Below are 25101 nucleotides of genomic sequence, written 5' to 3'. Positions count from 1 at the left end.
GAATCACCTATTATTAAGAAACAAAAGCAATAACTTCACCACCGATACCTGCAGCACGTGCAGCGCGATCAGTCATGATGCCTTTGCTTGTAGAAACGATTGCAATACCTAAACCTTGCTTAACGCTTGGAAGTGCATCTTTACCGCGATACTGACGTAGACCTGGACGGCTTACGCGTTTCACAGTTTCGATAACTGGTTTGCCTTCATAGTATTTTAAAGTAATCGTTAATGTAGGTTTGCCTTCGTTGTCAGCCACTTCTACATTTGCGATATAACCTTCTTGTTGAAGTACGTTTGCAATAGCAACCTTCAACTTAGAATTAGGCATAGAAACAGTTTGTTTCTTTGCCATTTGAGCGTTACGAACACGCGTTAGCATGTCGGCAACGGTATCTTGCATACTCATTTATAGTGCTCCTTACCAGCTTGCCTTAACAACGCCCGGTACATCACCTTGCATTACTGTGTCACGTAATTTGTTACGGCTTAAACCGAACTTACGGAAGTAACCATGAGGACGACCAGTTAAACCACAACGGTTACGAAGACGTACTGGAGACGCATTACGTGGTAATGCTTGTAATTTCATCATCGCTTCGAAACGCTCTTCGTCGCTTGCATTTACGTTTGCAATCGTTGCTTTTAATTCAGCACGTTTTGCAGCGTATTTAGCAACAGTAGCTTCGCGTTTCAATTCGCGATTAATCATACCTTTCTTAGCCATATCGACCTCTTATTTGAACGGGAAGCCGAATGCACGCATAAGCGCACGGCCTTCGTCATCGGTGCGAGCAGTCGTAGTAATGGTGATGTCCATACCACGAATTTGATCAATCTTATCGAAATCGATTTCAGGGAACATGATTTGTTCCTTGAGACCCATAGAGTAGTTACCACGACCATCAAATGATTTCGAAGAGAAACCACGGAAGTCACGGATACGAGGGATCGCGATAGAGATCAAACGGTCTAAGAATTCGTACATACGTTCGCCGCGTAAAGTAACTTTACAACCAATCGGCCAACCATCACGGATTTTAAAACCAGCGATTGATTTACGAGCTAATGTTAAAACTGGTTTTTGACCAGCAATAGCTTGCATATCAGAAAGAGCGCCATCTAACAATTTCTTGTCAGCAGCTGCAGCACCAACACCCATGTTGATGGTAATTTTAGTGATGCGAGGGATCTCCATCACATTCTTAACGCCCAATTGTTCTTGTAATTGAGCCTTAAGTTCGTCGTTGTAACGTGTTTTAAGTCTGGCCATTGCCTATTTCAACCTATTACTTCGCCACCGCCACTGATTCACCATTCGATTTATAAACGCGAGTTTTCACGCCATCAATCGTTTGGTAACCAACACGGTCAGCCTTTTGGGTTGTAGCATTAAAAATTGCCACGTTTGAGATATGAAGCGAAGCTTCCTGCGTTACGATACCGCCTTCAGCGCCCGTAGCACGGTTTGGCTTCTGGTGCTTCTTAACCAAGTTAAGACCTTCGACCTTAACACGGTCATTAGAAACTGACAGAACAGTACCCTGTTTGCCTTTTTCTTTACCTGCGATCACAATTACTTGATCGCCTTTTTTAATCTTAGCCATGATTGCCTCTTATAGAACTTCAGGAGCCAATGAAATGATTTTCATGAACTGTTCAGTACGAAGTTCACGAGTCACTGGTCCGAAAATACGAGTTGCAATCGGTGCTTTGTTGTTATTCAAAATAACAGCAGCGTTATCATCAAAACGGATCACAGAACCGTCTGGACGACGAATACCGAACTTTGTACGTACAACAACAGCATTCATCACGTCACCTTTTTTAACACGTGCGCGTGGAATAGCTTCTTTTACAGTAACTTTAATAATGTCGCCAACAGAAGCATAACGACGATGTGAACCACCTAGTACTTTAATACATTGTACGCGGCGAGCACCACTGTTGTCAGCTACGTCAAGCATCGTTTCGGTTTGAATCATTGCCCTACTCCAAAACCGAGCATCACCGGTCACAATTTCGAAAGGCTCAAAGAGTACTCGAAATTGACCGATGATGCAACAAGAACGTTAATTACTCAGCAGCAGCTTCAACAACTTCAACTAAAGTCCATGACTTAGTTTTAGACATTGGGCGGCTTTCTTTGATGGTTACAACATCACCAATCTTGGCGGTATTGTTCTCATCATGAGCGTGTAATTTGGTTGAACGGCGAATCAATTTGCCATACAACGGGTGTTGAACTTGGCGTTCAATAAGGACAACAATAGATTTTTCCATTTTGTCGCTTACAACTTTGCCAGTTAACGTGCGGACTGTATTTTGACTCATTGCCCGTTCCCCTGTTTTTCGGTAAGGAGGGTCTTGATGCGTGCAATAGTTTTACGAGTAAGCGCAACTTCATGCGATTTACCCAATTGACCAGTTGCTTTCGCCATACGAAGACGGAATTGGTTAAGCTGTTGCTCATCAAGCAAAGCTGTCAACTCTTCTACCGACTTTTCACGTAGATCTTTAGTTTTCATTACATTACCGTCCGAGTCACGATAGTGGTTTTAAACGGAAGTTTAGCAGCAGCAAGCGTAAATGCTTCACGCGCCAATTCTTCGTTCACACCATCAATTTCGTACAAGACTTTACCTGGTTTGATTTGACAAACCCAATATTCCACAGAACCTTTACCTTTACCCATACGCACTTCAAGAGGCTTAGAAGTAATTGGTTTGTCTGGGAATACACGGATAAAGATCTTACCACCACGCTTAATACGACGGCTGATTGTACGACGTGCCGCTTCAATTTGACGCGCAGTCATTTGACCACGTTCAACTGATTTAAGAGCGATAGTACCGAAAGATACTGAGCTACCACGGTGCGCTAAGCCAGTGTTACGGCCTTTTTGCACCTTACGGAATTTAGTACGTTTAGGTTGCAACATGGATTATTCTCCTTTTTCAGCAGAACGATCATTGCGACGACCACGACGCTCTTGACCTTCACCACGACCGCGACCGCGTTTAGCTGGACGTTCTTCAGCAGGTGCTGGGTTCATGACTTGCTTCATGCCACCCAAGATTTCACCACGGAATACCCAAACTTTAACACCAATCGTACCGTAAGTAGTTTCAGCACGCATAGTTGCATAGTCGATGTCCGCACGAAGTGTATGCAAAGGTACACGACCTTCACGATACCATTCAGTACGTGCAATCTCTGCACCACCTAAACGACCAGAAACTTCAACTTTGATACCTTTAGCACCAGCACGCATAGAGTTCTGTACCGCACGCTTCATAGCACGACGGAACATTACACGCTTTTCTAATTGAGAAGCGATTGCTTCAGCAACTAAACGTGCATCTAAGTCTGGACGGTCAATTTCGTTGATGCTTACTTGCGCAGGAACACCCATAATAGATGTTAATTCGCGTTGTAATTTCTCAATGTCTTCGCCTTTTTTACCGATTACGATACCAGGACGCGCAGTGCTAATTGTTACTTTAGCAGCACCCGTTGGACGTTCGATAAGAATATTGCTTACCATTGCGTTCTTAAGTTTTTTAGTTAAAAACTCACGAACTTGAAGGTCTTTAAGCAAGTATTCAGCGTATTGTTTCGGATTCGCATACCAGTTAGCGTTATGACGTTTCACAACACCTAGGCGGATACCGATTGGATGAACCTTCTGACCCATATCAAACCCCTACCTTAACGGTGATGTGACAAGTACGCTTAGTAATACGATCTGCACGGCCTTTAGCACGTGGCATAATACGTTTAAGGCTCATGCCTTCATCAACGTAAATCGTAGATACTTTAAGGTCGTCTACATCTAAACTGTTATTGTGTTCAGCATTTGCAATTGCAGATTCCAATGCTTTCTTAACTAAAACAGCAGCTTTTTTGTTGCTGAAGTTTAAAATGTTAAGTGCATGCGCAACAGATTTGCCGCGGATAAGATCTGCAACCAAACGTGCTTTTTGTGCCGAGATAGCGGCACCGCGTAATTTAGCAGTTACTTCCATCATAGCACCTATTAACGTTTAGACTTCTTGTCAACACCGTGACCACGATAGGTACGAGTTGGCGCGAATTCACCGAGTTTATGACCAACCATGTGTTCAGAGATAATCACTGGAACATGGTTACGACCATTGTGAACAGAAATTGTTAAACCAACAAAATCTGGGAGGATCATCGAACGACGCGACCAAGTTTTGATCGGCTTACGGTTATTAGCCGCGATTGCCGCTTCAACCTTAGCGAACAAGTGCGCATCGACGAATGGGCCTTTTTTCAGAGAACGAGGCATTGTCAGATTCCTTTACTTGTTACTTAACGCGACGGTCGCGAATAATCATCTTAGTCGTACGCTTGTTGGTACGTGTCTTGTACCCTTTAGCTTTTTGACCCCATGGGCTTACAGGTTGGATACCTTTAGTACGCCCTTCACCACCACCGTGCGGGTGATCAACCGGGTTCATTGCCATACCACGAACGGTAGGACGAACACCACGCCAGCGCGAAGCACCTGCTTTACCAAGTGAACGAAGGTTGCTTTCTGAGTTAGATACTTCACCTAACACAGCGCGACATTCAACGTGCACTTTACGCATTTCGCCTGAACGTAGACGAACGATAGCGTATGAACCGTCACGACCCAACAATTGAACTGAAGTACCAGCAGAACGCGCTAATTGAGCACCTTTACCGATTTTAAGTTCGATGTTGTGAAGAGTAGCACCGATTGGCATGTTACGAAGTGGCAAGCAGTTACCTGGGCGGATTGGAGCATCGTTACCAGATTGAACTTGATCACCAGCACGTAAACCTTTAGGCGCAATAATATAACGACGTTCACCGTCAGCATACTTCAACAATGCGATGTGTGCAGTACGGTTTGGATCGTATTCAATACGCTCTACAACAGCAGGAATGCCATCTTTGTTACGTTTGAAGTCTACGATACGGTAGTGTTGCTTATGACCACCACCAACGTGACGTGTAGTAATGTGACCGTTGTTGTTACGACCACCAGTACGTTTTTTAGCTTCTACCAACGGCGCATAAGGCGCACCTTTGTGAAGATGGTCGTGAACGACTTTCTCTACAAAGCGACGTCCTGGAGACGTTGGCTTACATTTTTGAATCGGCATAAATTTCGTCCTTATTCCGCTGCGCTTTCAGCGGTATCGCCCAAGTCAGCCATTTCAACATCTTGGCCAGCTTTCAGGGTGACGTATGCTTTTTTAACATCAGAACGGCGTCCCAATGTACGACCAAAGCGCTTAGTCTTACCTTTAGTGATAGTCGTGTTAACTTTAACAACTTCCACACCAAATAATTGCTCAACTGCTTTTTTGATTTCAAGTTTGTTTGCATTTAATGCAACTTTGAATACTTGAACACCAGCAGTTTCGCCTAAAACTTGTGCTTTTTCTGAAAATACAGGTCCTTGTAGGACTTGATATAAACGTTCGTTGTTCATCCGAGTTCTACCTCAATTTTCTTAGCAGCAGCAACAGACATTACAACTTTGTCGAACGCGATCAAGCTAACAGGATCGATTGCAGTAGCATCAACCACATCAACGTGTGGAAGGTTACGCGCTGCAAGATATAGATTCTCATCTACAGCTTCAGTTACGATCAATGCGCGAGTTGCATTCAAGTCGTTAAGTTTTGCAAGCAACTCTTTAGTTTTAGGAGCTTCAACAGCAAACTCTTCAACCAATACAAGACGATCTTGGCGAACAAGTTCAGCTAAGATACATTGCATTGCACCGCGGTACATTTTGCGGTTAACTTTTTGAGACCAATCTTGTGGACGAGCAGCAAAAGTTTTACCACCACCAACCCAGATTGGGCTACGAATAGAACCAGCACGAGCGCGGCCAGTACCTTTTTGACGGAATGGTTTTTTACCACCGCCAGCAACGTCTGCACGTGATTTCTGAGCTTTAGAGCCTTGACGACCACCAGCTAAGTAAGCCGTAACAACTTGGTGTACAAGTGCTTCATTGAATTCACGACCGAACGCAACTTCAGATAACTCAACAGCAGAGCCGGAAACAGTATTTAAATTCACGTTATTTCCCCTCAAGCCTTGATCGTAGGACGTACAGTTACGTCACCACCAGTCGCACCAGGAATCGCACCTTTAACAACAAGAACTGAACGCTCTGTGTCGATAGATACAATTTCAAGACCCTGTACAGTTACGCGTTCAGCACCTAAATGGCCAGCCATTTTTTTGCCTTTGAATACGCGACCAGGAGTCTGGTTTTGACCTGTAGAACCTAGAACACGGTGAGAAACAGAGTTACCGTGAGTAGCGTCTTGAGTACGGAAGTTCCAACGCTTAACACCACCCTGGAAACCCTTACCTTTAGACTGACCAGTTACGTCAACGATCTGACCTACTGTGAACAAATCTACACCGATAGTTCCGCCAACTTCACGACCTTCAAGGTCAGCTTCTGTAGCACGGAATTCTTGAACTAAACGACCAGCAGCAACACCCGCTTTAGCGAAGTGACCTTTCTGAGCGTTAGTTACGCGAGATTCGCGACGTTCACCAGTAGTAACCTGAATTGCTTGATAACCATCTGTTTCAAGCGTTTTGATTTGAGTGATGCGGTTAGGATCAACCTCAATCACTGTAACAGGTACAGAAACACCAGCATCTGTAAAGATACGGGTCATACCGCACTTGCGACCGACTAAACCAATAGCCATGTGCATAAACCTCTAAAAAAGCGGCCTAATTAACTTAGAGTGTTAATTAACCGAAAGCCTTAACCCAATGCAATCTGAACATCAACACCAGCTGCTAGATCTAATTTCATCAACGCATCAACAGTTTTATCTGTAGGTTGAACGATGTCGATCAAACGCTTGTAAGTACGGATTTCATACTGGTCGCGCGCATCTTTGTTTACGTGTGGTGATGTTAAAACGTTGAAGCGTTCGATGCGAGTTGGCATCGGGATTGGACCACAAACTTGTGCGCCAGTACGCTTAGCGGTTTCTACGATTTCTTGAGCAGATTGATCGATCAGACGATGATCAAAAGACTTCAAACGGATACGAATTCTCTGGTTAGACATACCAGTTAACTCCAAGCCAAATATATAAAGAATCACCCTTGACGCATCTCACCCCACTAATTTAAGGCAAGTGTCAAAGGCAGTGAATTATCACTAAGGTCATGATCGATGCCACGACTGTCACGATGTTAACTACTTTCTTCGCAGTTAACCCCCTTGCATAAAGGGTCGCCCATTATAACGATTGTTTAATGCATAAGCAAATCTCTTTTTGGCTTTATTGCTTTATTTTTCACGCTCTGCCGATTTCTCTTTTTAAAATATACGATTAGCACTTTATATATGAGTTAGGCAGCATTCCTATCCAATTATTGAGTGTAAATGTAGGTAATCTGCTTTTTGACCATTTCCTCTACCTTGACAGCGCAAATCATCCTCACCATGACTAACTTTCATTTTTTGTGTTCACTCCACAATCCATGACTTTATTCCCTAAGTTTGCTTTGTGCTAAAACATAATCTATTGCACGATTCATTAATTGGTTGCCTGCCTGAAATTGTGCTGCAGACATCTGTTTTAATTCATGCGCGGGTTGTACATACATGCCTGAAAATGCAGGTTTCATTTCAGCATTGTCCAAAAACAACTGCAAAGCCCGTGGGGTAATTTCTGGATGGAACTGAAATCCTAGTACGTTTTTCCCAATTTGATACAGTTGATTGGTGCAAGCGGCATTACTGGCAAGTCTTACCGCGCCCTTAGGTAATTCAAAAGTTTCGCCATGCCACTGCATCACTGAGATTTGATCAGGCATTTGGAAACAGCTTTCTGGTATATTTTCGACTTTATAGACAGGATGCCAACCGCGCTCCTGTTCAGGATTAGGACTCACTGCTGCACCCAACGCATTGGCAATCATCTGCCCACCTAAACACAAACCGATTGCAGGTTTACCCATCGCCAAATAACGCCTAATCCAGCGTTTTTCTGTTTTTAACCATGGATAATGTACTTCATCATTTACACTCATGGCACCGCCCATCACAATTAACAGGTCAATATCTTCAACTTTGGGTAAGGCTTCAATTTCAATATTTTGCTCAGGCGGTAAAGCAAAAAATTCGGTTGCAGTGATATGCGCCCCCATCTGCTTTAAATAGTCATAGCAACTTCCAAAACCTTCACCTGCACTATGCTGAAAATAATGCACGCTTAGTGGTGCTTTCATCTGGATCATCCTTTGTATTTTCTATACTTCAGCTTCTGCAAAAATAGCGCCAAGTTCAAGGCATGTCTTGTAGTGCAGCTTTTTATAGCCTAAAGCCAGTATTTCTCTTAAGCTAAACTCAATATTTGCTTATTTTCTGAGTGAACCTGTGAAGAAAAATGCTCAAACTGCTTTAATTCATGCACCAAGACGTGCCCCACAATATATTCAAACGGTACAGCCTCCCCTATTTCGTGCATCGACCATTATCTTTGAAAACACAGATGCACTGTTTAATCGACACTGGACTGATGCTTATGATTATAGCTATGGCACACATGGCACACCGACTACATTCACACTCGCTGATCAGATTGCGCAATTAGAAGGTGGTGAATACTGCTTACTCGCACCAAGCGGACTATCAGCAATTAATTTGGTGAATTCCTGCTTGTTAAGCCAGGGTGATGAGGTCTGGGTTCCGGACAATATTTATGGTCCGAATATGGAGCATCTGCGTAATCTGCAGCAGCGTTATGGCATTGCCGTCAAGGTCTATAACCCGTTGGAGGTAGAAAGCTTTAGCCCAAGCGATAAAGCCAAACTGTTATGGCTCGAAGCGGCTGGTTCGGTGACACTGGAGTTTCCGGACTTAATTGGTCTGGTAAAAAAAGCCCAAGCCCATAACATTCTGACTGCACTGGACAATACCTGGGGTGCAGGTCTTGCCTTTAATGCTTTTGATTTTGGCAATGAACATTTAAGTGTCGATATGACCGTGCATGCCCTGACCAAATACCCAAGTGGTGGTGGTGACATTTTAATGGGGTCTGTCGTGACCCGTGATCAACACTTACATCATCAACTGTTTCGTATGCATGCCATTCAAGGTATTTGCGTATCGGGGGATGATGTCGCGCAAGTACAACGCAGTTTGGCTTCGATGCAACTACGTTATGAGCACCAAGCAAAAAGCACAATTGAATTACTCAACTGGCTGAAACTACAACCACAATTTGCTCAGGTGTTGCACCCTGCCGATGCCACATCTGCGGGGCATGCGTATTGGAAAGAAATTTGCCGCGATGGACACAGCGCAGGTTTGGTCAGTGTGATTTTTGACAATAACTACAAGTTGCAAGATATTCGCAATTTCTGTGACAGCTTAAAACTGTTTAAGCTTGGCTTTAGCTGGGGTGGTCCTGTCAGTCTGGTCATGCTATATAACTTAAAAGAAATGCGTGTGCTTGAACATTCACATTTGAAGGAGGGTTTTCTGGTTCGTTTCTGTATTGGTCTGGAACATCCGGAAGATCTGATTCAGGATATTCAACAAGCTTTAAAAGTCTTAGCTTAAATATCGACATAAAAAATTGGGCAATTTGCCCAATTTTTTACATTATTGTTTCGCTTTACTTAAAGTAATCATAGCTTACTGAAACAGTCTCACCTGCTTTTGGTAAAGCTGTTCCATAGAACACTAAACTTACGCCAGAATTACTATAAACTAGATCAAAGCCTTGTCGATGTGTTGTATCACGCGCAACATTTTGACCATTTACTGCCACTTTAACAGTTGAAGGTACTGGTACCTGTTTTAAACTAAACTGACTTGCAAGACCGGTTGCTACACGAATAATGTCATCAAATACTACATTCCAGCTTGTGGCATCCGCACAAATTGAAGCAGAAGCCCCACCAGTCAACCGTGCAATCTCTTTAAAATGACCACCGCCCTCTGCTGATCCACCTTGACCATTACATTCGAATCCTGGTGTACTCCAAGAAATTGTAGGATCTGCAAAAGTTGGACGAATATGATCAGATGTACCTACAATCGAAAAGTAGGTAGTGTTTGTAGACAAGAAATAATTTTTATAATCATTAAAATCTCGTCGTGTATAGTTACTATATACTGGACTGGACTGCCAATATGTTTCATTTTCAGGCTCATCTGAAACAAACACCACTAAATTCTTCACGTTTGGACGGTCAAAACCAGTCAAATCTGCTTCACGAACGCAGTAAAAACCTGTTTCAGTAGCTGAACCATAAGTTCCAGGTTGAGCCAAGGTTGCCCACTCTTGCTCTGCATCAGGTGTATTTCTATCAATAAAATTAGTCGTTTTATCTTTTAAAGTTCTAAGCGACTTACATGCGTACGCATCCTGCGTATTCACTGCTAAACGATAATCTACACCTGCTTGATTCAATGATTTAAAGAACTGTGCAGCACCATTAGCCAAGTTACGCTGTTCTTCAGACATTGAACCTGAAGAATCAATATTCCATAAAATGTCAACCGCATTTGCAGATTGTGTTGTTTGAGTAAAAGTTTCTTTTACTGTAGCCACTTCAATAACCGCATTGCTACTTAAAGCACTAGCAATATTCAAATCACCATATACTTGGTTAACTTGATCACTATTACTCGCTACGTAAGTATTTCCCCAAATATAACCTAATTGGTTTGCAAGCCAAAAAGATAGATTGAGACGTAATTTTTTATCACTTGCTTGTACGGCTACAGGAGTAGTAACAGATGAATTTGAATTTAATACAGATAACAACAGATCACGAACTTTAGTCAGTTCATTGGCATTAGAAAAATCAATATCCAAGATTACATTAACCACTTCACCTTGAGCATTCGTAGATACACGATTAGTTAAAATATTGACTTTTGCATTTTGCTGGATAAGAGCATCAGTAAATGCAGCTAAATAGAATTTACTAAATTCATCTAAATTTTGATTTAATACAACGGATCTCACTTTCGCTTGATTCTGTGCCGATGAAGCAGTTAAATCAACCTGTGAAGCAAATCCAGCTGCTTTTGTCACATTATCATCTAACAATAAAACAGTCCGACCTGATGTTAATGCTGTCTCTGTAAAATATTTAGGATTCACTGCACCAAAAACTGCAATATTTGCCTTTTCACTTACTACAGTTGCAACATCTTGAATAGTAGTAAGCGTTTCGTCTGGCTGTTCTGGTGGAACTGGATCAGTAGGCTTTGTAGATATTGAGCTATCTGAATCACCACCACATGCCGTTAAAAATACAGATGTTCCCACTAACATTGCTAATAATTGTTTGTTAAGTTTCATTTATACCCTCTAACCGTTTTCAAACTATTTAATAAAAGCTATTAAATTAAAATTTTATTTTTCATAATGTTATTAAAAATAAAATGAATGGTGAATATTACAAAAAAAATGGATACAATTTCAACAATAAAGTAAAAATACCTTAACATGTAACACAATAAACCAAAAAAGAGGCTTAAATCACGAATCCGTGCATAAGGGAAATTTAAGTATTCCAAAAGACAAAAATTTATATAGAGGTTTTCAAGTCAATGAATACACCAATCGTTATTGCTAAAAAAACCGCCGATACCACACAGGATATCGTGCTGCATTCTCAGCTTGCCAACCGTCATGGCCTGATTGCTGGGGCAACAGGTACCGGCAAGACCGTAACATTAAAGGTACTGGCAGAAAGCTTTTCACGAATTGGTGTACCCGTATTTTTAGCCGATGCCAAAGGCGATGTTTCCAGTCTAGCCAAAGCAGGCAGCAGCAGCCCAAAGTTTGATGCACGTATTCAGAGCTTAGGTATCGAAAGCATTCCGTTTGCAGCATCTCCTGTGGTGTTTTGGGATTTATTTGCCGAACAAGGTCATCCGATTCGTACCACCATTTCTGAAATTGGCCCGTTATTATTGGCGCAAATGCTGAACCTGAATGACACCCAAGAGGGCGTGTTGTCTGCGGTATTCCGTATTGCCGATGATCAAGGTTTATTACTGATTGATTTTAAAGATTTAAAAGCCATGCTGACCTATGTCAGCGAACACGCCAGTGAATTTAAAGCTGAGTATGGCAATCTTTCTCCAGCCAGTTTGGGTGCGATTCAGCGCAATTTACTGGCTTTAGCTGATCAGGGCGGTGATAAATTCTTTGGTGAGCCGAGTTTGGATATTTTGGATTTTATTCAAACTGACAGTCAGGGACGCGGCAATATTAATGTTTTGGCTGCAGACAAACTCATGAACACGCCAAAACTTTACGCTACCTTTTTATTATGGATGTTATCGGAACTGTTTGAACAATTGCCTGAAGTGGGCGATATGGACAAGCCAAAACTGGTGTTCTTTTTTGATGAAGCACACTTGTTATTTAACAATGCCAGCAGCGCGCTACAAGAAAAAATTGAACAAGTGGTACGCTTAATTCGCTCTAAAGGCGTGGGGATTTATTTTGTGACCCAAAACCCACTGGACTTGCCTGAAAGTGTATTGGGACAATTGGGTAACCGTGTTCAGCATGCCCTACGTGCTTTTACACCCAAAGACCAAAAAGCGGTAAAAACTGCCGCAGATACATTCCGTGCCAACCCAGACTTTAAAGTTGAACAAGCCATTACCGAACTTGCGGTAGGTGAAGCCTTAATTAGTTGCTTAGATGAACAAGGCACACCGCAAATTGTAGAACGTGCTTGGGTAATGCCGCCCTACTCATCGTTTAGCCCAATTAGCACAGAAGAACGACAAGCCTGTATCAGCCAAAGTGTTATTGCAGGCGTGTATGAACAGCAGCTAGATCGTGAAAGTGCTTATGAAATGCTGCAACAAAAAGTTGAACAACGTCAGCAACAAACGGCAGCAGCAGAACAAGCTAAAATTGAAGCCAAAGAAGCTGAAGCTCGCGCCAAGCAAGAGGCTAAAGAGGCCGAGGCACTGGCCAAACAACAAGCGCGCGAGCAAGAACGTCTAGCCCGCGAACAGCAAAAAGAAGCAGAACGCGCTGCCAAACAGCGTGAAAAACTGACTCAGGATATTGTGGGTACCTTTGCCAAAAGCGCAGCACGCAGCTTAGGCGGTTCTACAGGGCAGAAAATTGTACGAGGTTTGTTAGGGTCATTATTTGGTAAGAAATAGCATGTTATAAACGATGAGGTTTGTATAGATTTCATTCATGGATGCACCATCCAAAACCTAAATGAACACTTACAAACCTCTCGCTGTCACATCTACAAACCCCATAAAAACTTTAAAAATAATGGGATATTTTTATAATCCATATTTTTTTTAAGGTTTCACAAAAAAATGTTTGCAATCCTTATTTATAAGATGTATTTTGAATACATCTTATAAATAACAGCCATGAGAGATCGAACATGACTCCACAGCAAATTGACCTTGTAAAAGCAACTGTTCCTGTACTCCGTGAAAATGGTGTCGCACTGACTGGTTATTTCTATAACCGCATGTTGGGGAATAATCCTGATCTAAAAGAAACCTTTAACATGGGTCACCAACGTAGTGGTGCGCAGGCTCAAGCGCTTGCAGGTGCTGTATTGGCTTATGCTGAAAACATTGAAGATCCTTCTGTGCTTGCGCCTGTGATTGAATTGATTGCCCACAAACACGTGAGCTTAAACATTCAAGCACCTGACTATAATATTGTGGGCGAAAACCTACTTCACTCTATTAGCGAAGTATTAAATATTTCAATGGAAGATCCTCTAATTGATGCATGGGCAGCTGCTTATGGTCAGTTAGCAGAAGTGTTTATTAATGCTGAACGTGCAATCTACGAACAACACGAACAAACTAAAGGCAGCTGGTTAGGCTGGCGTAATTTCAAAATTGCCAAGAAAGTTGTAGAAAGTGACGAAATCACTTCAATCTACTTCGAGCCAGTAGATGGTGGCGATTTACCAAAATACGAAGCAGGTCAATATATTTCAGTACGCGTATTTGTACCTGAACTTGGCTTGAAGCAACCACGTCAATACACGCTATCGACTAGCCCACAACAAGATTACTTACGTATTTCTGTAAAACGTGAGCCAGGCAATGGTGCAGATAAAGTTGCAGGTTGGGTATCGAACGTATTGCACCAATTACCAGAAGGTTCTGAAGTTGAAGTATCTGCACCAACAGGTAACTTCTTCCTCATCGACAGCAACAAACGCAATGTCTTCATTAGTGGCGGCGTTGGCTTAACACCAATGATTGCAATGTTGAATCAATTGGTGACTTTAGATGTGCCACAACCTGTGACATTTATTCACGCATGTCGTAGCAAACAAGTACATGCCATGAAACAGCATCTCCAAGACTTAACTGCAAAATGTCCACGTATTCATACGTTGACTGCGTATGAGTTCCCGAACGAAGGTGATGTACTGGGTCAAGATTACGATGTTGCAGGTCGTTTAGACCTCAGCACTGTAGATGCAGCGCTGTTACCAGCCGATGCAGATTACTACTTATGTGGTCCAATGCCATTCATGGCAGAACAGCGTAAAGCTTTACTTGCGCGTGGCATCAAAGATGAGCAAATCCATAGCGAAGCGTTTGGTACAGGTGGTGTTCGCCACTAATCTAAAGCGTTAAAAGCTAATAGGTAAGGCTAGTCTAGTTATGCTAGACTAGCCTTAATTTATTTGTATTTAAAAAAAACATCTGTGCGATCATGCAATTAAATAAATTCACCGACTATGCGCTGCGTATTTTAATGTATATCTCGCGTCCTCGAGATGTACCCTATACCATTGCGGAAATTGCACAGGATTTGCATGTTTCCCAGAACCATCTGGTAAAAATCGTTCACTTTATGGGTAAGCAAGGATGGCTAATTACCACTCGTGGTAAAGGTGGCGGGATTCGCTTGCATCCTGAAGCATTGCCTTTGCGTTTAGGTCATGTGGTGAGAATCCTGCAAGGTGAAAATCAAATTGTAGAGTGTAATACCCCGCCCTGCGTGCTGCGTGCGCAATGTGGACTAAAAGGCATTCTCAATCAGGCAATGGAACAGTTTTATCAAAGCTTAGATCAATACAGCTTGGGTGAAGTGCTACAGCCTGTACCCAATTTACAGTTCAGTACACAATCTCCAATCCCGCTGATTCATCTTTAAAGTAACTTAAACGGTCAAAGCAATATCATCCTAGATGTTGCTTTTTTCGGGCATTCAGGGCGCAAAGGTCGCTTGCCTGTATGACTTGCTTTATAATGCCTGTTTGTAGACCATGAATTGAAGTTAAGTTATGCACCATAGCAGAGGAAAATCGAAAAACAGTAAGGCAGCAGCACAGCCACGGCAGAAAATTAGCTACGAGAAAAAAGTAGACCCTGCCATTACTGAATACTCTGTTCGCGCCTTAAACTGGCTGCGTAAAGCCGAGTTTTTAATGAGTGCGCCTAAACTGAATTTATGTGTAGAAGATACTGGCTACGAAGTGGCTTTTGCAGGACGCTCCAACGCAGGTAAGTCCAGTGCAATTAATGCTTTAACCAATCAAAAACAATTGGCACGTGCTTCTAAAAAACCGGGTCGTACTCAAATGATCAACTTCTTTAGTTTGGGCAACCCCGAACAGCGTTTGGTCGATTTACCCGGTTATGGTTATGCAGCCGTACCTGAAGCCATGAAAATTGTGTGGCAAAAAGAACTCGAAAATTATTTGATTCATCGTAAAAGTTTACAAGGCTTGGTGTTACTGATGGATATTCGCCATCCCTTACAGCACTTTGATGTGATGATGCTGGAATGGGCGTATTCGCGTAAATTGTTCGTGCATGTATTGCTCACCAAATCGGACAAACTCAACCGCGGCCCTGCCAATAAAGTATTGCTTGAAGTCAAACAGCAGTTGAAAAAGATGAAACTAGATTTCTCGATTCAATTGTTTTCATCACTCAATAAGCAAGGTTTGGAAGAACTTGCGAGTGTGATGGGCGGACGTTTGAACTTTACCTTAGAACAAGCGCATCAATTTGATTTAGACAGCATTCCAGAAGCGACTGGCGATGATGTTGATGTTGATGTTGATGTTGATGTTGATGTTGATGTTGATCAGCCTGAATTTTTAGAAACTGACGATTTAACCGCATCTGATACCGAAACCAAATAGTCCGTTAAATTACTGACTATTGGTCTATAACATAAAGTCCTATTCGCTCAATCTCGAATAGGACTTTTTATTTGTATGTCCACTTTCAGTTTTACGCCGTAATCACAATCTCCCTCTCCACCAAAGTTGCACTTTACAACGCAGCCAGAAATGCCCTACTGTCAAGATCATAACAATTAGACATTAAACAATTACATGCGATAAGGAGATCAAACATGCAAGCACACATTTCAGTGATTACCTTAGCGGTAGAAGATTTACAACGTGCACTCGACTTTTACCGCGACGGCTTAGGACTTGTAACTGAAGGCATTATTGGACAGGAATTTGAACAAGGTGCGGTGGTCTTTTTTGAACTGCAAGCAGGCTTAAAACTGGCTTTATGGTCTAAACAAAGTTTACAACAAGATACAGGCTTAACAGGTACAGCCAGCAGTGCTGCACAAATCACTTTAGGACATAATGTACATAGCCCACTCGAGGTCGATCAGGTATTGAAACAAGCAAAAAATGCAGGTGCGAAAATTTTAAAACCTGCACAGAGCACCTTTTACGGCGGTTATGCAGGTTATTTTCAGGACTTAGATGGTCATATTTGGGAAGTGGCCTACAGCCCATGTTGGGATTAATCTGCTTTGGCTCATGTCTTTACATAGCACAATAAAACAGGATGATGCTGAAAACTTGATTCGATTTTAAACCCATTATCAAGAATGCAGTGCAGGGTCATCACGAGTATGCCGATCGACCACCACACTAATCATCATATCGCCCTGCACATTGACCACAGTACGCACAGTATCCAACAAACGGTCGATCGGCAATAAAATCGCAATCGCTTCTGCAGGCAAGCCCACCGATTGTAATACCATAATCATCGTCACCATACCTGCGCTTGGAATACCAGGCGCGCCCAAAGAAGCGATCATGGCTGTGGCACAGACAATTAATTGCTGTCCTAAACTTAAATCCAGCCCCATTAAATTGGCAACAAACAAAGCCGCTGCAGCTTCATACAATGCCGTTCCATCCATATTCAGTTGTGTACCTAACGGGATCACAAAGCCTGCAGTTTGCGGACGCACACCTAAATTTTCCTGCGCACATTTCATCGAAAGTGGCATAGTGGCAGAACTGGAACTGGTGGCAAAAGCCGTAATTAAGGCAGCACGTGTGCCTTTAAAAAAGGTGATCGGATCCATTTTGCCAAATATCCACAACAGCAAAGGCAAGACCACCACACCATGAAAAATCGTGGTGCCCGTGACCACTGCAGCAAACTCTGCCAAACGACTCAGGACTGAAATATCTTCGGTTGCAACCAACTTAGCCAATAAAGCAAAAATCCCCAAAGGTGCCAGTTTCATTACCCAGCCAATCATCAACATCATAATTTCAAAAAATTGCTGACTGAGTTTACGTACCGTTTTAAAGTGCTCCCCGCCTTTGACCAGCGTCACACCCACCAATAAGGCAAATATCACCACTGCCAAAACATTACCCTCGGCAAAAGCTTTAAACGGATTGATTAAGGTGTTTTGAATGAAATTGGTAAAAAACGAAGACGGCGTAAGCGTGTCTGGGCTTTGATGCTGCGCCATAGCATCTTGAAACATCACAATATCTACGCCTTTACCCACTGCAAATAAATGCGCACACGCCAAACCTAAAATTAAAGCCAAAGTCGTGGTGGTGACACAACACGCCAACGTAATTTTCCAGACTCGACTCAATTGCCCTACAGCCTGTAAGTTCGACACACCGACCACAATTGAGCTAAAAATTAGTGGGATCAGCAGCATTTTCAGTAAACCAATAAAAATACTGCTCATTAAACCAATGCCATACAAACTGGCGCTAAAAAATGTGCTGTCTGGAAATAGATTCAGAATAAAACCAAACACCACACCCAAAATTGCGGCAATTAGAATTTGTGTATTGAGGCTCATACGCAATTGAGTTTTTTAATGTGATGTGTGGACTATGCCATGTGGCTGAAATTGAATCGAGTATTATTTTTCTAGCGCACTTTGATTAGGTTCAGATCGTGCTTCAGGATGTAAAAAAGCCGACATGAATGTCGGCTGATGAATGTAGATTTTAAAGGCTATATTTTATTGCGTTTCGATTTCACGTAAACGAATCAAGCCTTCCTGACTGGTGCTACACACCAATTCACCATTTTGCCACATGCGCCCAAAGTTCAAACCACGCGAACTAGTGCTAATGGTGGCTTCCATGTCGTACAGCATCCAGTCATCCACACGGAACGGTTTATGGAAATACATGGCATGGTCAATACTGGCACACTGCAAACTTGGTGATAAATAGCTCAAACCATGCGGACGCAGTGCTGTGGTCATTAACGTGAAGTCTGAATAAAATGCCGCAATTGCCTGATGCAAAGACACTTCATCCACCTCTGGTGAAATGCTGTCATGGGTACGAATGTAGTGTGCATAAGCAGGTGCTTCAGGCTGCGGTAAAAATGGATTGCTCGGATTAATCGGGCGAATCTCCACCAAGCGATCACGCATAAAACTGGCACGCACATTTTCAGGTACAAACTCGACAATATGCTGTTTGAGTTCCGCTTCGTTTTTTAAAGCTTCTGCTGCAGGATAGTTTGGCTCTGAAATTTGATAATTCAGACCGTCTTCCAACGGCGCAAAGGACACCATCGCAGTAAAAATGGTACGCCCATGCTGAATGGCACGTACTTGACGGCTAGAAAAACTTTTACCATCACGCAAACGGTCAACTTCATAAATAATAGGTGCGTTGACATCGCCACCAAACAAGAAATAGGCATGCAATGAGTGCGCAGGACGATCAGTGGTATAAGATGCAGCACGTAAAGCCTGTCCCAAAACCTGTCCACCAAAAACACGTTTACCCACCAAGTTACGACTGATACCTCGGTAGATATTTTCTTCTAACTTTTCTAAACAAAGAAGTTCAACCAGCTCTTGTGTGAGTGCGTTCATAACTAACCTATGTATGGCGGAAATTGGGGATGCGGGATCGAAGTCGATGAAAAAATAAATCGTCAAAATAAACTGACTATTTTAAGCCTGCTATTTTGCCATAGATTCTGCATCTTTTACCCATCAAAGACTGACCGCTGTGTCACAACTTAGCCGATCAATTTTGCTAAAAATACGATTTTTAACGATAAAATCTAACAATATTCATGCAAATTATCTAAAAATGCAGCGCGATTATTAGATACAATGACGCAAAATAAATTCCCTACTGGCTAGGGACTTAGGTGATGAAGTAGGAGTGAATATGTCCAAGCGTGGTTTTGGTCAAATGTATCGTCAGCTTTCTGGTAAGCTGCTTGACCTTGTGGTGACACCGCATGTTTTGGGTGAAGTCCCTGTCAAGGATGCGCAAAGTGTAGACTCAAATGCCACTCGCACCAAGATAACTTGCTACGTATTGCAAAATCACTCACGCAGCAATGCCTTGGTGGTCGATGGCGAAACACGTCGCTTAAAACTCACGCCTGCGCTTGATCCATTGGTGATGGGTTCACATAAAGAAAAAGCCTCGATTCTGTTTTTACAGCATCACGATGAGAACAACCTACTCAATCCACCACCTTATGCTTTTCCGCCACGCTTGTTACGTTTAATTGAACAATTAGAACAACACCCAGAACTTGATATTGAATTGGTACCTGTGACCGTGTTGTGGGGACGTTCTCCAGACAAAGAGGATTCGTGGTTTAAACTACTGTTTACCGATACGTGGGCAACGCCTGGCACAGTCAAGCAGTTAATGAATATTGGGGTGCATGGTCGTCAGTCTTATTTGGAATTTCACGAGCCACAATCATTACGCGCTTTAATTGAACATGCCAAAACTGAGCATCCAAACCTGTCGCCTGCGACCTTTATTGTTAACACTCTAAATAATTACTTAGATGGACAACGTGAAGTCGTACTTGGCCCAGACTTGTCTGACCGCCGCAATGTCATGCTCAGTCTGATTAAATCTCCCGATGTGCAAGATGCCATTCGTCGTGAAAGTTTACGCAGTAAAATTAGCGTGATTGAAGCCGAGCGTCGTGCGATTGGTTATTTAAATGAAATCGTGTCGGACTACTCTCATGCAGCGGTACGCTTTGCCGATATGGCACTGACCCGCTTATGGACACAATTGTACGATGGCGTGGAAGTGCATAATTTTAGTACCGTGCGCGAACTGGCCAAAGACTATGAAATTATCTATACCCCATGTCACCGCAGTCATATCGACTATTTATTGCTGTCTTATGTGATTTACAAACGCGGCATGATGGTGCCGTACATTGCTGCGGGCGATAACCTGAATATGCCATTTGTAGGTCAATTGCTTCGTGGTGGCGGTGCGTTTTTTATCCGTCGTACTTTCCGTGGCAACGGCTTATACACAACCGTCTTTAAAGAATATTTATTCAGTATTTTGTCGCGTAACACGCCGCTTGAATACTTTATTGAAGGTGGACGTTCACGTACAGGCCGCTTGTTGCCACCAAAAACAGGCATGCTCGCCATGACCATTCACAGTCATTTGCGTGGTCGTGCTAAACCGATTGCTTTTGTGCCAACTTATATTGGTTATGAACGCCTGATGGAAGGTTCAACCTATGTCGGTGAAATGCAAGGCAAGCCAAAAGAATCTGAATCGCTAATGGGCATTTTAAAAACCATGCGCAAGATTGAACGGATTTTTGGCAAGGTGCATGTCAATTTTGGCGAACCTGTGTTTTTAGATGATGTTCTAAAACAACACGATGCCGAACACATCAGCATTGAAAAAAATGATGATCCTATTCCACCACAAGTGTCAGATGCAGTGAATACTTCAGCACATGCGATTTTGGAAAACATTAACCGTGCTGCGGTAATTAACCCGGTATCTTTGTTATCGCTGATTTTACTGGCAACACCAAAACATACCTTGGATGAAGAAATTTGTGTGAAGCAGTTAGACACTTACCGTAATCTGCTCACTGCCCTGCCTTATGATGAGCGCACTCAAGTCACACCATTATCAGGTAAAGAAATTATTGCCTACGGCTTAAAACTCAAACTGATTAAACGAGTGCAGCACGTTTTGGGCGATATTATCGCGATTGAAGACCATCAGGCGGTGTTACTCACCTACTTCCGCAACAATATTTTGCATGCCTTTGTCTTACCATCTTTAATTGCAGCATTGGTGAAACATAATGGTTCGATTCGTCGTGGTGATTTAATCAACGTCATTCGTACTTTATATCCGTTCCTGAAAGCTGAGTTGTTCTTGAAATGGCAAGATCAGGAACTCAAAGAACGGATTTGTGCCTATGTAGAAGCGTTAATTCAGGCCAAATTGATTTCTGAAGATGCGGAAGGCAACTTAATTTCACCTGCACCAAATAGTGAAGACCATAACCAATTGGTAGTATTGGCTGCACCTGTAATGCAGAGTTTAGAGCGTTATTACATGACACTGGCGCTGATTACACAACGCGGCTCAGGCAATATTTCGGCACGTCAGGTCGAAGAACTCAGCCATTTGGTCGGTCAGCGTTTGTCGGTGCTGTATGAATTCAACTCACCTGAATTCTTTGACAAAGCCTTGTTCCAAAGCTTTATTAAAGTCTTAACTCAGCAAGGTTATATCAGCACCAACAGTGACAATGCGATTGTGTTTGATGATAACTTTAAAAACGTCGCACAATACGCCAATTTGGTGTTGGATGATGTGACTTTACAGATGCTGCAACACATCACCACCTTTAGCGATGAAGAATTGCGTGAGGCGTTAGAAGCACTTGCTGCACAACAAGCAAAAAAACGCTTGAAACGTAAGAAGAAGTAATTTTTAAGCTTCTTCTCTTACGCCATAAATGGCTCAGGCAGAAAGTTGGGGATGAGGGTGAATAAAAGCTCAATATTTGAGATTTTAAAAATCACCTCTCGCTAGCCCTTTCCTAGCAAGAGAACTTTTATTCTCCGATTTCAGGTGAATCACTTTGCGTAATTCTTAGATGATCAAAATAATCCTCATGTTTGCGCTGAAATCCTGTTTTCTCCATGCGCGTAGCAAAAATCCGCTTCCCTGTTTCTCTCTCACTTTCCAACACCAACTCAGGTAAATTGAATTCACGCTGAATCTTTAAAATCATTTCATGCAAAGGCTGAGCTTGGTTATTGCTGCAAATATAAACTGGTTCAGGATGTTCCACGTGAAGCAAATGTGCCAAAAAACTTGCCAAATCATCAATATGAATTCGGTTTGACCAATGTATATTTGGGTAACTTTGTGTGCTTTCCGCAAGTTTGAGCATGCGTGCAGTCGAAGTGCCATAAATACCCGAAGGACGTACGATCACACATTGTTCAGGATAAGCCTGTTGCCACAAGTGTTCCATCTGCAACAACAACTGCCCTTGTACATCATTCGGCTTAGGCACAGTATCATCATCAATACATTCACCTGCGTTTTCGCCATAAACCCGTGTAGATGACACCACAATAATTCGCTTTACAGGATGATCTTTTAATGCAGCGACAATCGGCTGCACAGAATCTACATAAGTCTGTTGATACGCTTCTACAGAACTCAAAACCGTATTCCGAGATGGTGCAAGTAATACATAAACGGCATCAACAGGTTGAGTCTGTGATAAATCGAGCTGTTGAATATCTTGAAGCAGATGCGTCATATCAGGATCTGTTTTCGGACTGCGGCTAATTGTGGTAATTTGATGACCGAGCGTAAATAGTTGTTTTGCAACACGCTGCGATGTTTTACCATAACCAATAAATAGAATATGCATTCAGCACCTAATCATAGCATTTGAAGTTGAGGGGACATGGCTGCAGTCCATCAGTTGCAAGGGGTAGGCTCTGCCTCTGCTGCATTACTCGAAAAACTAAATATTTTCACCACAGATGACTTGCTGTTTCATCTACCGCGTGACTATGAAGATCGTAGCACGATCATTCCCATGAACCAATTAAACGTGGGGCGCAGCTATTTACTCGAAGGTGTGGTTAAAGGGGTCGATTTTCCACCGGGTAAACGCAAGTCGATGGCGGTCAATTTAGAAGATGAATTTGGAAAAATCACCTTACGTTTTTATCATATTTATAAAGGTATTACAGATCGTGCCAAACTCGGCAATCGTTTAAGAGTATTTGGCGAAGTACGGGTTGGGGCGCGTGGTCTGGAAATGTATCACCCCGAATTACAACTGATTACTGAACATACCCCACTGCCTAAAACCCAACTGACTGCCATTTACCCAAGCACCGATGGGCTGACCCAAGCCAAATTACGTGAATACGTCAAACAGGCCTTGACACAGCATAGTGATGATTTGCCTGAACTCCTGCCTGAAAAAATGACCAATGGCTATGCACTCAAACAGGCGTTGGATTATATTCATCATCCACCTTTAAATGCCAATATGCTGCAATTGGCACAAGGCTCTCACCCTGCACAGCAACGCCTGATTTTTGAAGAATTGGTGGCGCATCAAGTCAGTTTACTGACCCGACGGGCTTATATTCAGCAAATTGCCTCACCTGCCTTTTCCCCAAGTCAAAAACTAGCGCCTGCGTTACTCGGCAACATGCCATTTCAAATGACAGGTGCACAGCAACGGGTTTCGCAAGAAATCATGCAGGATTTGCAGCGTAATAAACCCATGCTGCGCTTGGTACAAGGTGATGTAGGTGCAGGTAAAACGCTGGTCGCTGCAGTCGCAGCGTGTCATGCGCTAGAAGAAGGTTGGCAAGTCGCGCTGATGGCACCCACTGAAATTTTGGCAGAACAACATTATCTGAACTTTCAAAAATGGTTTGAACCATTGGGCTTAACAGTGGCATGGTTGTCTGGCAAACAAAAAGGCAAAGCACGCGCAGCGGCTGAACTGAGCATTCAAGATGGTAGCGCCAATTTGGTGGTTGGGACACATGCGTTATTTCAGGACAATGTGCAATTTGCCAAATTAGGTTTGGTGATTATTGATGAACAACACCGTTTTGGGGTCGATCAACGTCTGGCTTTGCGCAATAAAGGTGCCAATCACACTACACCGCATCAATTGGTGATGACTGCAACGCCTATTCCGCGAACTTTAGCCATGTCCGCCTATGGCGATTTGGACACTTCGGTGATTGATGAACTACCGCCAGGACGTACACCTATTCAAACGGTGACTATTCCGCTAGATCGGCGTGAAGAAGTCTTACAACGCATTGCCAGCAATTGTGCCGAAGGCAAACAAGCCTATTGGGTCTGTACCTTGGTGGAACAATCGGAAACCTTAGATGCACAAGCTGCCGAAGCGACTTTTGCTGAAATTAAAGAACGCTTTCCTGAACTAAATATTGGGCTGGTACACGGCAAAATGAAAGCTGATGAAAAACAAGCCGTCATGCAGCAATTCAAAGACAATCAACTACAATTGCTGATTGCCACCACGGTCATTGAAGTTGGGGTCGATGTACCGAATGCTTCAATTATGGTGATCGAAAATGCCGAGCGTTTAGGACTTTCACAGCTGCATCAGTTACGTGGACGAGTCGGACGGGGTGCCAAAGCCAGTTTTTGTGCCTTGTTGTATAAAAATCCACTTTCGCAAAATGGACAAGAACGCTTGCGGATTATGCGCGAAACCAACGATGGTTTTGTGATTGCAGAAAAAGATTTAGAACTGCGTGGCCCTGGGGAACTTTTAGGAACCAAACAAACGGGAGATATGGGCTTTCGGGTGGCTAAATTAGAACGGGATGATCATTTGCTGGCACAGGCGCATCATGTGGCACAGCAAATTTTAAACGATTATCCTACACATGCCGAAGCTTTGCTAAAACGCTGGCTGCCTGAGGCACCACGTTATGCCTATGTTTAAACGGATTGCAG

The 25101-nt window shown here is 42.8% G+C and carries 28 protein-coding genes and 1 pseudogene; 8 read left to right on the top strand and 21 right to left on the bottom strand.

Features of this window, described 5'->3' with window-relative positions; translation table 11 throughout:
- Positions 1-13: 13 nt before the first annotated feature.
- The 17 genes and pseudogenes from rpsH to FTV28_RS07015 all read right to left on the bottom strand — a co-directional run bounded on the left by rpsH (position 14) and on the right by FTV28_RS07015 (position 8280).
- Positions 14-409 carry a 30S ribosomal protein S8 gene (gene rpsH / locus FTV28_RS07095; protein ID WP_004974720.1) on the bottom strand — a complete coding sequence of 132 codons (396 nt, stop codon included), beginning with the start codon at positions 407-409 and terminating at the stop codon, positions 14-16.
- Between the two features lie 12 nt (positions 410-421).
- Positions 422-727, bottom strand: a complete 306-nt coding sequence (gene rpsN / locus FTV28_RS07090) for a 30S ribosomal protein S14 (protein ID WP_004825185.1) — start codon at positions 725-727, stop codon at positions 422-424.
- A 9-nt stretch (positions 728-736) separates the two neighbouring features.
- Positions 737-1273, bottom strand: a complete 537-nt coding sequence (gene rplE, locus FTV28_RS07085; protein WP_004974719.1) for a 50S ribosomal protein L5 — start codon at positions 1271-1273, stop codon at positions 737-739.
- A gap of 16 nt (positions 1274-1289) precedes the next feature.
- A complete protein-coding gene (gene rplX / locus FTV28_RS07080) occupies positions 1290-1607 on the bottom strand; it encodes a 50S ribosomal protein L24 (RefSeq protein ID WP_004974717.1) in 318 nt (105 codons plus the stop codon).
- Positions 1608-1616: 9 nt separating this feature from the next.
- Entirely contained in the window at positions 1617-1985 is a 369-nt protein-coding gene (gene rplN, locus FTV28_RS07075; RefSeq protein WP_001982634.1) for a 50S ribosomal protein L14, read from the bottom strand.
- Between the two features lie 91 nt (positions 1986-2076).
- Entirely contained in the window at positions 2077-2334 is a 258-nt protein-coding gene (rpsQ, locus tag FTV28_RS07070) for a 30S ribosomal protein S17 (RefSeq protein ID WP_004974714.1), read from the bottom strand.
- Positions 2331-2528: a 50S ribosomal protein L29 gene (rpmC, locus tag FTV28_RS07065; RefSeq protein ID WP_004650482.1), complete on the bottom strand. Its 198-nt coding sequence runs from the start codon at positions 2526-2528 to the stop codon at positions 2331-2333. The genes rpsQ and rpmC overlap by 4 nt, the downstream gene beginning before the upstream one ends.
- Entirely contained in the window at positions 2528-2941 is a 414-nt protein-coding gene (gene rplP / locus FTV28_RS07060) for a 50S ribosomal protein L16 (RefSeq protein WP_004691317.1), read from the bottom strand. The genes rpmC and rplP overlap by 1 nt, the downstream gene beginning before the upstream one ends.
- Positions 2881-3697 (bottom strand): annotated as a pseudogene (rpsC, locus tag FTV28_RS07055) (30S ribosomal protein S3). The gene rplP and the pseudogene rpsC overlap by 61 nt, the downstream one beginning before the upstream one ends.
- Position 3698: 1 nt before the next feature.
- Complete coding sequence (rplV, locus tag FTV28_RS07050; protein WP_001982638.1) at positions 3699-4028, bottom strand: 50S ribosomal protein L22; 330 nt, start codon at positions 4026-4028, stop codon at positions 3699-3701.
- An 11-nt stretch (positions 4029-4039) separates the two neighbouring features.
- Positions 4040-4315 (bottom strand): 30S ribosomal protein S19, encoded by a 276-nt coding sequence (gene rpsS / locus FTV28_RS07045; protein WP_004673001.1) that lies wholly within the window; start codon positions 4313-4315, stop codon positions 4040-4042.
- Between the two features lie 19 nt (positions 4316-4334).
- Positions 4335-5159, bottom strand: coding sequence for a 50S ribosomal protein L2 (rplB, locus tag FTV28_RS07040; protein WP_004974706.1), 825 nt, complete (start codon positions 5157-5159; stop codon positions 4335-4337).
- Between the two features lie 11 nt (positions 5160-5170).
- Positions 5171-5491, bottom strand: a complete 321-nt coding sequence (rplW, locus tag FTV28_RS07035) for a 50S ribosomal protein L23 (protein WP_004974703.1) — start codon at positions 5489-5491, stop codon at positions 5171-5173.
- Positions 5488-6090 carry a 50S ribosomal protein L4 gene (rplD, locus tag FTV28_RS07030; RefSeq protein ID WP_004974702.1) on the bottom strand — a complete coding sequence of 201 codons (603 nt, stop codon included), beginning with the start codon at positions 6088-6090 and terminating at the stop codon, positions 5488-5490. The genes rplW and rplD overlap by 4 nt, the downstream gene beginning before the upstream one ends.
- Before the next feature lie 11 nt (positions 6091-6101).
- A complete protein-coding gene (gene rplC / locus FTV28_RS07025; protein WP_026438075.1) occupies positions 6102-6740 on the bottom strand; it encodes a 50S ribosomal protein L3 in 639 nt (212 codons plus the stop codon).
- Between the two features lie 59 nt (positions 6741-6799).
- Complete coding sequence (rpsJ, locus tag FTV28_RS07020; protein WP_000070912.1) at positions 6800-7111, bottom strand: 30S ribosomal protein S10; 312 nt, start codon at positions 7109-7111, stop codon at positions 6800-6802.
- A gap of 425 nt (positions 7112-7536) precedes the next feature.
- Positions 7537-8280, bottom strand: coding sequence for a type 1 glutamine amidotransferase (locus FTV28_RS07015; protein ID WP_131260587.1), 744 nt, complete (start codon positions 8278-8280; stop codon positions 7537-7539).
- A gap of 148 nt (positions 8281-8428) precedes the next feature.
- On the opposite strand from FTV28_RS07015, the gene FTV28_RS07010 reads away from it, so the two are divergent.
- Entirely contained in the window at positions 8429-9616 is a 1188-nt protein-coding gene (locus FTV28_RS07010) for a PLP-dependent transferase (RefSeq protein ID WP_179989872.1), read from the top strand.
- Positions 9617-9671: 55 nt separating this feature from the next.
- On the opposite strand, the gene FTV28_RS13550 is transcribed toward FTV28_RS07010, so the two are convergent.
- A complete protein-coding gene (locus FTV28_RS13550; RefSeq protein WP_257222815.1) occupies positions 9672-11372 on the bottom strand; it encodes a vWA domain-containing protein in 1701 nt (566 codons plus the stop codon).
- 251 nt (positions 11373-11623) lie between these two features.
- Between FTV28_RS13550 and FTV28_RS07000 the strand changes: the two genes are divergently transcribed.
- The 5 genes from FTV28_RS07000 to FTV28_RS06980 all read left to right on the top strand — a co-directional run bounded on the left by FTV28_RS07000 (position 11624) and on the right by FTV28_RS06980 (position 16820).
- Positions 11624-13207 carry a helicase HerA-like domain-containing protein gene (locus FTV28_RS07000; RefSeq protein WP_179989870.1) on the top strand — a complete coding sequence of 528 codons (1584 nt, stop codon included), beginning with the start codon at positions 11624-11626 and terminating at the stop codon, positions 13205-13207.
- 239 nt (positions 13208-13446) lie between these two features.
- The gene (hmpA, locus tag FTV28_RS06995; RefSeq protein ID WP_004974691.1) at positions 13447-14658 is read left to right on the top strand and encodes an NO-inducible flavohemoprotein; all 1212 of its coding nucleotides are present in this window, start codon (positions 13447-13449) and stop codon (positions 14656-14658) included.
- 92 nt (positions 14659-14750) lie between these two features.
- Entirely contained in the window at positions 14751-15194 is a 444-nt protein-coding gene (locus FTV28_RS06990) for an Rrf2 family transcriptional regulator (RefSeq protein ID WP_004974689.1), read from the top strand.
- 130 nt (positions 15195-15324) lie between these two features.
- Positions 15325-16191 (top strand): ribosome biogenesis GTP-binding protein YihA/YsxC, encoded by an 867-nt coding sequence (gene yihA, locus FTV28_RS06985; protein ID WP_179989868.1) that lies wholly within the window; start codon positions 15325-15327, stop codon positions 16189-16191.
- A gap of 215 nt (positions 16192-16406) precedes the next feature.
- Positions 16407-16820: a VOC family protein gene (locus FTV28_RS06980; RefSeq protein ID WP_019836869.1), complete on the top strand. Its 414-nt coding sequence runs from the start codon at positions 16407-16409 to the stop codon at positions 16818-16820.
- A 78-nt stretch (positions 16821-16898) separates the two neighbouring features.
- Here FTV28_RS06980 and FTV28_RS06975 read toward each other — a convergent pair whose 3' ends face one another.
- Positions 16899-18140: a dicarboxylate/amino acid:cation symporter gene (locus FTV28_RS06975; protein WP_104852589.1), complete on the bottom strand. Its 1242-nt coding sequence runs from the start codon at positions 18138-18140 to the stop codon at positions 16899-16901.
- A gap of 165 nt (positions 18141-18305) precedes the next feature.
- The gene (locus FTV28_RS06970) at positions 18306-19178 is read right to left on the bottom strand and encodes an acyl-CoA thioesterase II (protein WP_004974677.1); all 873 of its coding nucleotides are present in this window, start codon (positions 19176-19178) and stop codon (positions 18306-18308) included.
- 304 nt (positions 19179-19482) lie between these two features.
- On the opposite strand from FTV28_RS06970, the gene plsB reads away from it, so the two are divergent.
- On the top strand, positions 19483-22047 hold the full coding sequence (gene plsB, locus FTV28_RS06965; protein WP_004974675.1) for a glycerol-3-phosphate 1-O-acyltransferase PlsB: 2565 nt from the start codon (positions 19483-19485) through the stop codon (positions 22045-22047).
- Between the two features lie 127 nt (positions 22048-22174).
- Here the strand turns inward: plsB and FTV28_RS06960 are convergent, their stop codons facing one another.
- Positions 22175-23008, bottom strand: coding sequence for an NAD(P)H-binding protein (locus FTV28_RS06960; protein WP_154320298.1), 834 nt, complete (start codon positions 23006-23008; stop codon positions 22175-22177).
- A gap of 36 nt (positions 23009-23044) precedes the next feature.
- Between FTV28_RS06960 and recG the strand changes: the two genes are divergently transcribed.
- Positions 23045-25090, top strand: a complete 2046-nt coding sequence (gene recG / locus FTV28_RS06955; RefSeq protein WP_167846341.1) for an ATP-dependent DNA helicase RecG — start codon at positions 23045-23047, stop codon at positions 25088-25090.
- Positions 25091-25101: the final 11 nt, after the last annotated feature.

This window comes from Acinetobacter sp. YH12252, from assembly GCF_013417365.1.
In the GTDB taxonomy this organism is placed as follows: Bacteria; Pseudomonadota; Gammaproteobacteria; order Pseudomonadales; family Moraxellaceae; genus Acinetobacter; species Acinetobacter towneri.
Note: the sequence above shows the minus strand (reverse complement) of the source record. Positions and strands in the feature narration are given on the sequence as shown.

Bases quoted from the DNA above. Each gene is read 5' to 3' on its own strand.
- yihA (WP_179989868.1), top strand. From the start codon at position 15,325: ATGCACCATAGCAGAGGAAAATCGAAAAACAGTAAGGCAGCAGCACAG.
- FTV28_RS07015 (WP_131260587.1), bottom strand. From the start codon at position 8,280: ATGAAAGCACCACTAAGCGTGCATTATTTTCAGCATAGTGCAGGTGAA.
- rpsJ (WP_000070912.1), bottom strand. From the start codon at position 7,111: ATGTCTAACCAGAGAATTCGTATCCGTTTGAAGTCTTTTGATCATCGT.
- FTV28_RS06990 (WP_004974689.1), top strand. From the start codon at position 14,751: ATGCAATTAAATAAATTCACCGACTATGCGCTGCGTATTTTAATGTAT.
- FTV28_RS06980 (WP_019836869.1), top strand. From the start codon at position 16,407: ATGCAAGCACACATTTCAGTGATTACCTTAGCGGTAGAAGATTTACAA.
- rplW (WP_004974703.1), bottom strand. From the start codon at position 5,491: ATGAACAACGAACGTTTATATCAAGTCCTACAAGGACCTGTATTTTCA.
- rpsN (WP_004825185.1), bottom strand. From the start codon at position 727: ATGGCTAAGAAAGGTATGATTAATCGCGAATTGAAACGCGAAGCTACT.
- rplC (WP_026438075.1), bottom strand. From the start codon at position 6,740: ATGGCTATTGGTTTAGTCGGTCGCAAGTGCGGTATGACCCGTATCTTT.
- FTV28_RS06970 (WP_004974677.1), bottom strand. From the start codon at position 19,178: ATGAACGCACTCACACAAGAGCTGGTTGAACTTCTTTGTTTAGAAAAG.
- rplX (WP_004974717.1), bottom strand. From the start codon at position 1,607: ATGGCTAAGATTAAAAAAGGCGATCAAGTAATTGTGATCGCAGGTAAA.
- rplB (WP_004974706.1), bottom strand. From the start codon at position 5,159: ATGCCGATTCAAAAATGTAAGCCAACGTCTCCAGGACGTCGCTTTGTA.
- rpsH (WP_004974720.1), bottom strand. From the start codon at position 409: ATGAGTATGCAAGATACCGTTGCCGACATGCTAACGCGTGTTCGTAAC.
- rpsS (WP_004673001.1), bottom strand. From the start codon at position 4,315: ATGCCTCGTTCTCTGAAAAAAGGCCCATTCGTCGATGCGCACTTGTTC.
- hmpA (WP_004974691.1), top strand. From the start codon at position 13,447: ATGACTCCACAGCAAATTGACCTTGTAAAAGCAACTGTTCCTGTACTC.
- FTV28_RS06960 (WP_154320298.1), bottom strand. From the start codon at position 23,008: ATGCATATTCTATTTATTGGTTATGGTAAAACATCGCAGCGTGTTGCA.
- FTV28_RS06975 (WP_104852589.1), bottom strand. From the start codon at position 18,140: ATGAGCCTCAATACACAAATTCTAATTGCCGCAATTTTGGGTGTGGTG.
- rplN (WP_001982634.1), bottom strand. From the start codon at position 1,985: ATGATTCAAACCGAAACGATGCTTGACGTAGCTGACAACAGTGGTGCT.
- rplV (WP_001982638.1), bottom strand. From the start codon at position 4,028: ATGGAAGTAACTGCTAAATTACGCGGTGCCGCTATCTCGGCACAAAAA.
- FTV28_RS13550 (WP_257222815.1), bottom strand. From the start codon at position 11,372: ATGAAACTTAACAAACAATTATTAGCAATGTTAGTGGGAACATCTGTA.
- recG (WP_167846341.1), top strand. From the start codon at position 23,045: ATGGCTGCAGTCCATCAGTTGCAAGGGGTAGGCTCTGCCTCTGCTGCA.
- plsB (WP_004974675.1), top strand. From the start codon at position 19,483: ATGTCCAAGCGTGGTTTTGGTCAAATGTATCGTCAGCTTTCTGGTAAG.
- rplP (WP_004691317.1), bottom strand. From the start codon at position 2,941: ATGTTGCAACCTAAACGTACTAAATTCCGTAAGGTGCAAAAAGGCCGT.
- rpmC (WP_004650482.1), bottom strand. From the start codon at position 2,528: ATGAAAACTAAAGATCTACGTGAAAAGTCGGTAGAAGAGTTGACAGCT.
- rplE (WP_004974719.1), bottom strand. From the start codon at position 1,273: ATGGCCAGACTTAAAACACGTTACAACGACGAACTTAAGGCTCAATTA.
- FTV28_RS07000 (WP_179989870.1), top strand. From the start codon at position 11,624: ATGAATACACCAATCGTTATTGCTAAAAAAACCGCCGATACCACACAG.
- rpsQ (WP_004974714.1), bottom strand. From the start codon at position 2,334: ATGAGTCAAAATACAGTCCGCACGTTAACTGGCAAAGTTGTAAGCGAC.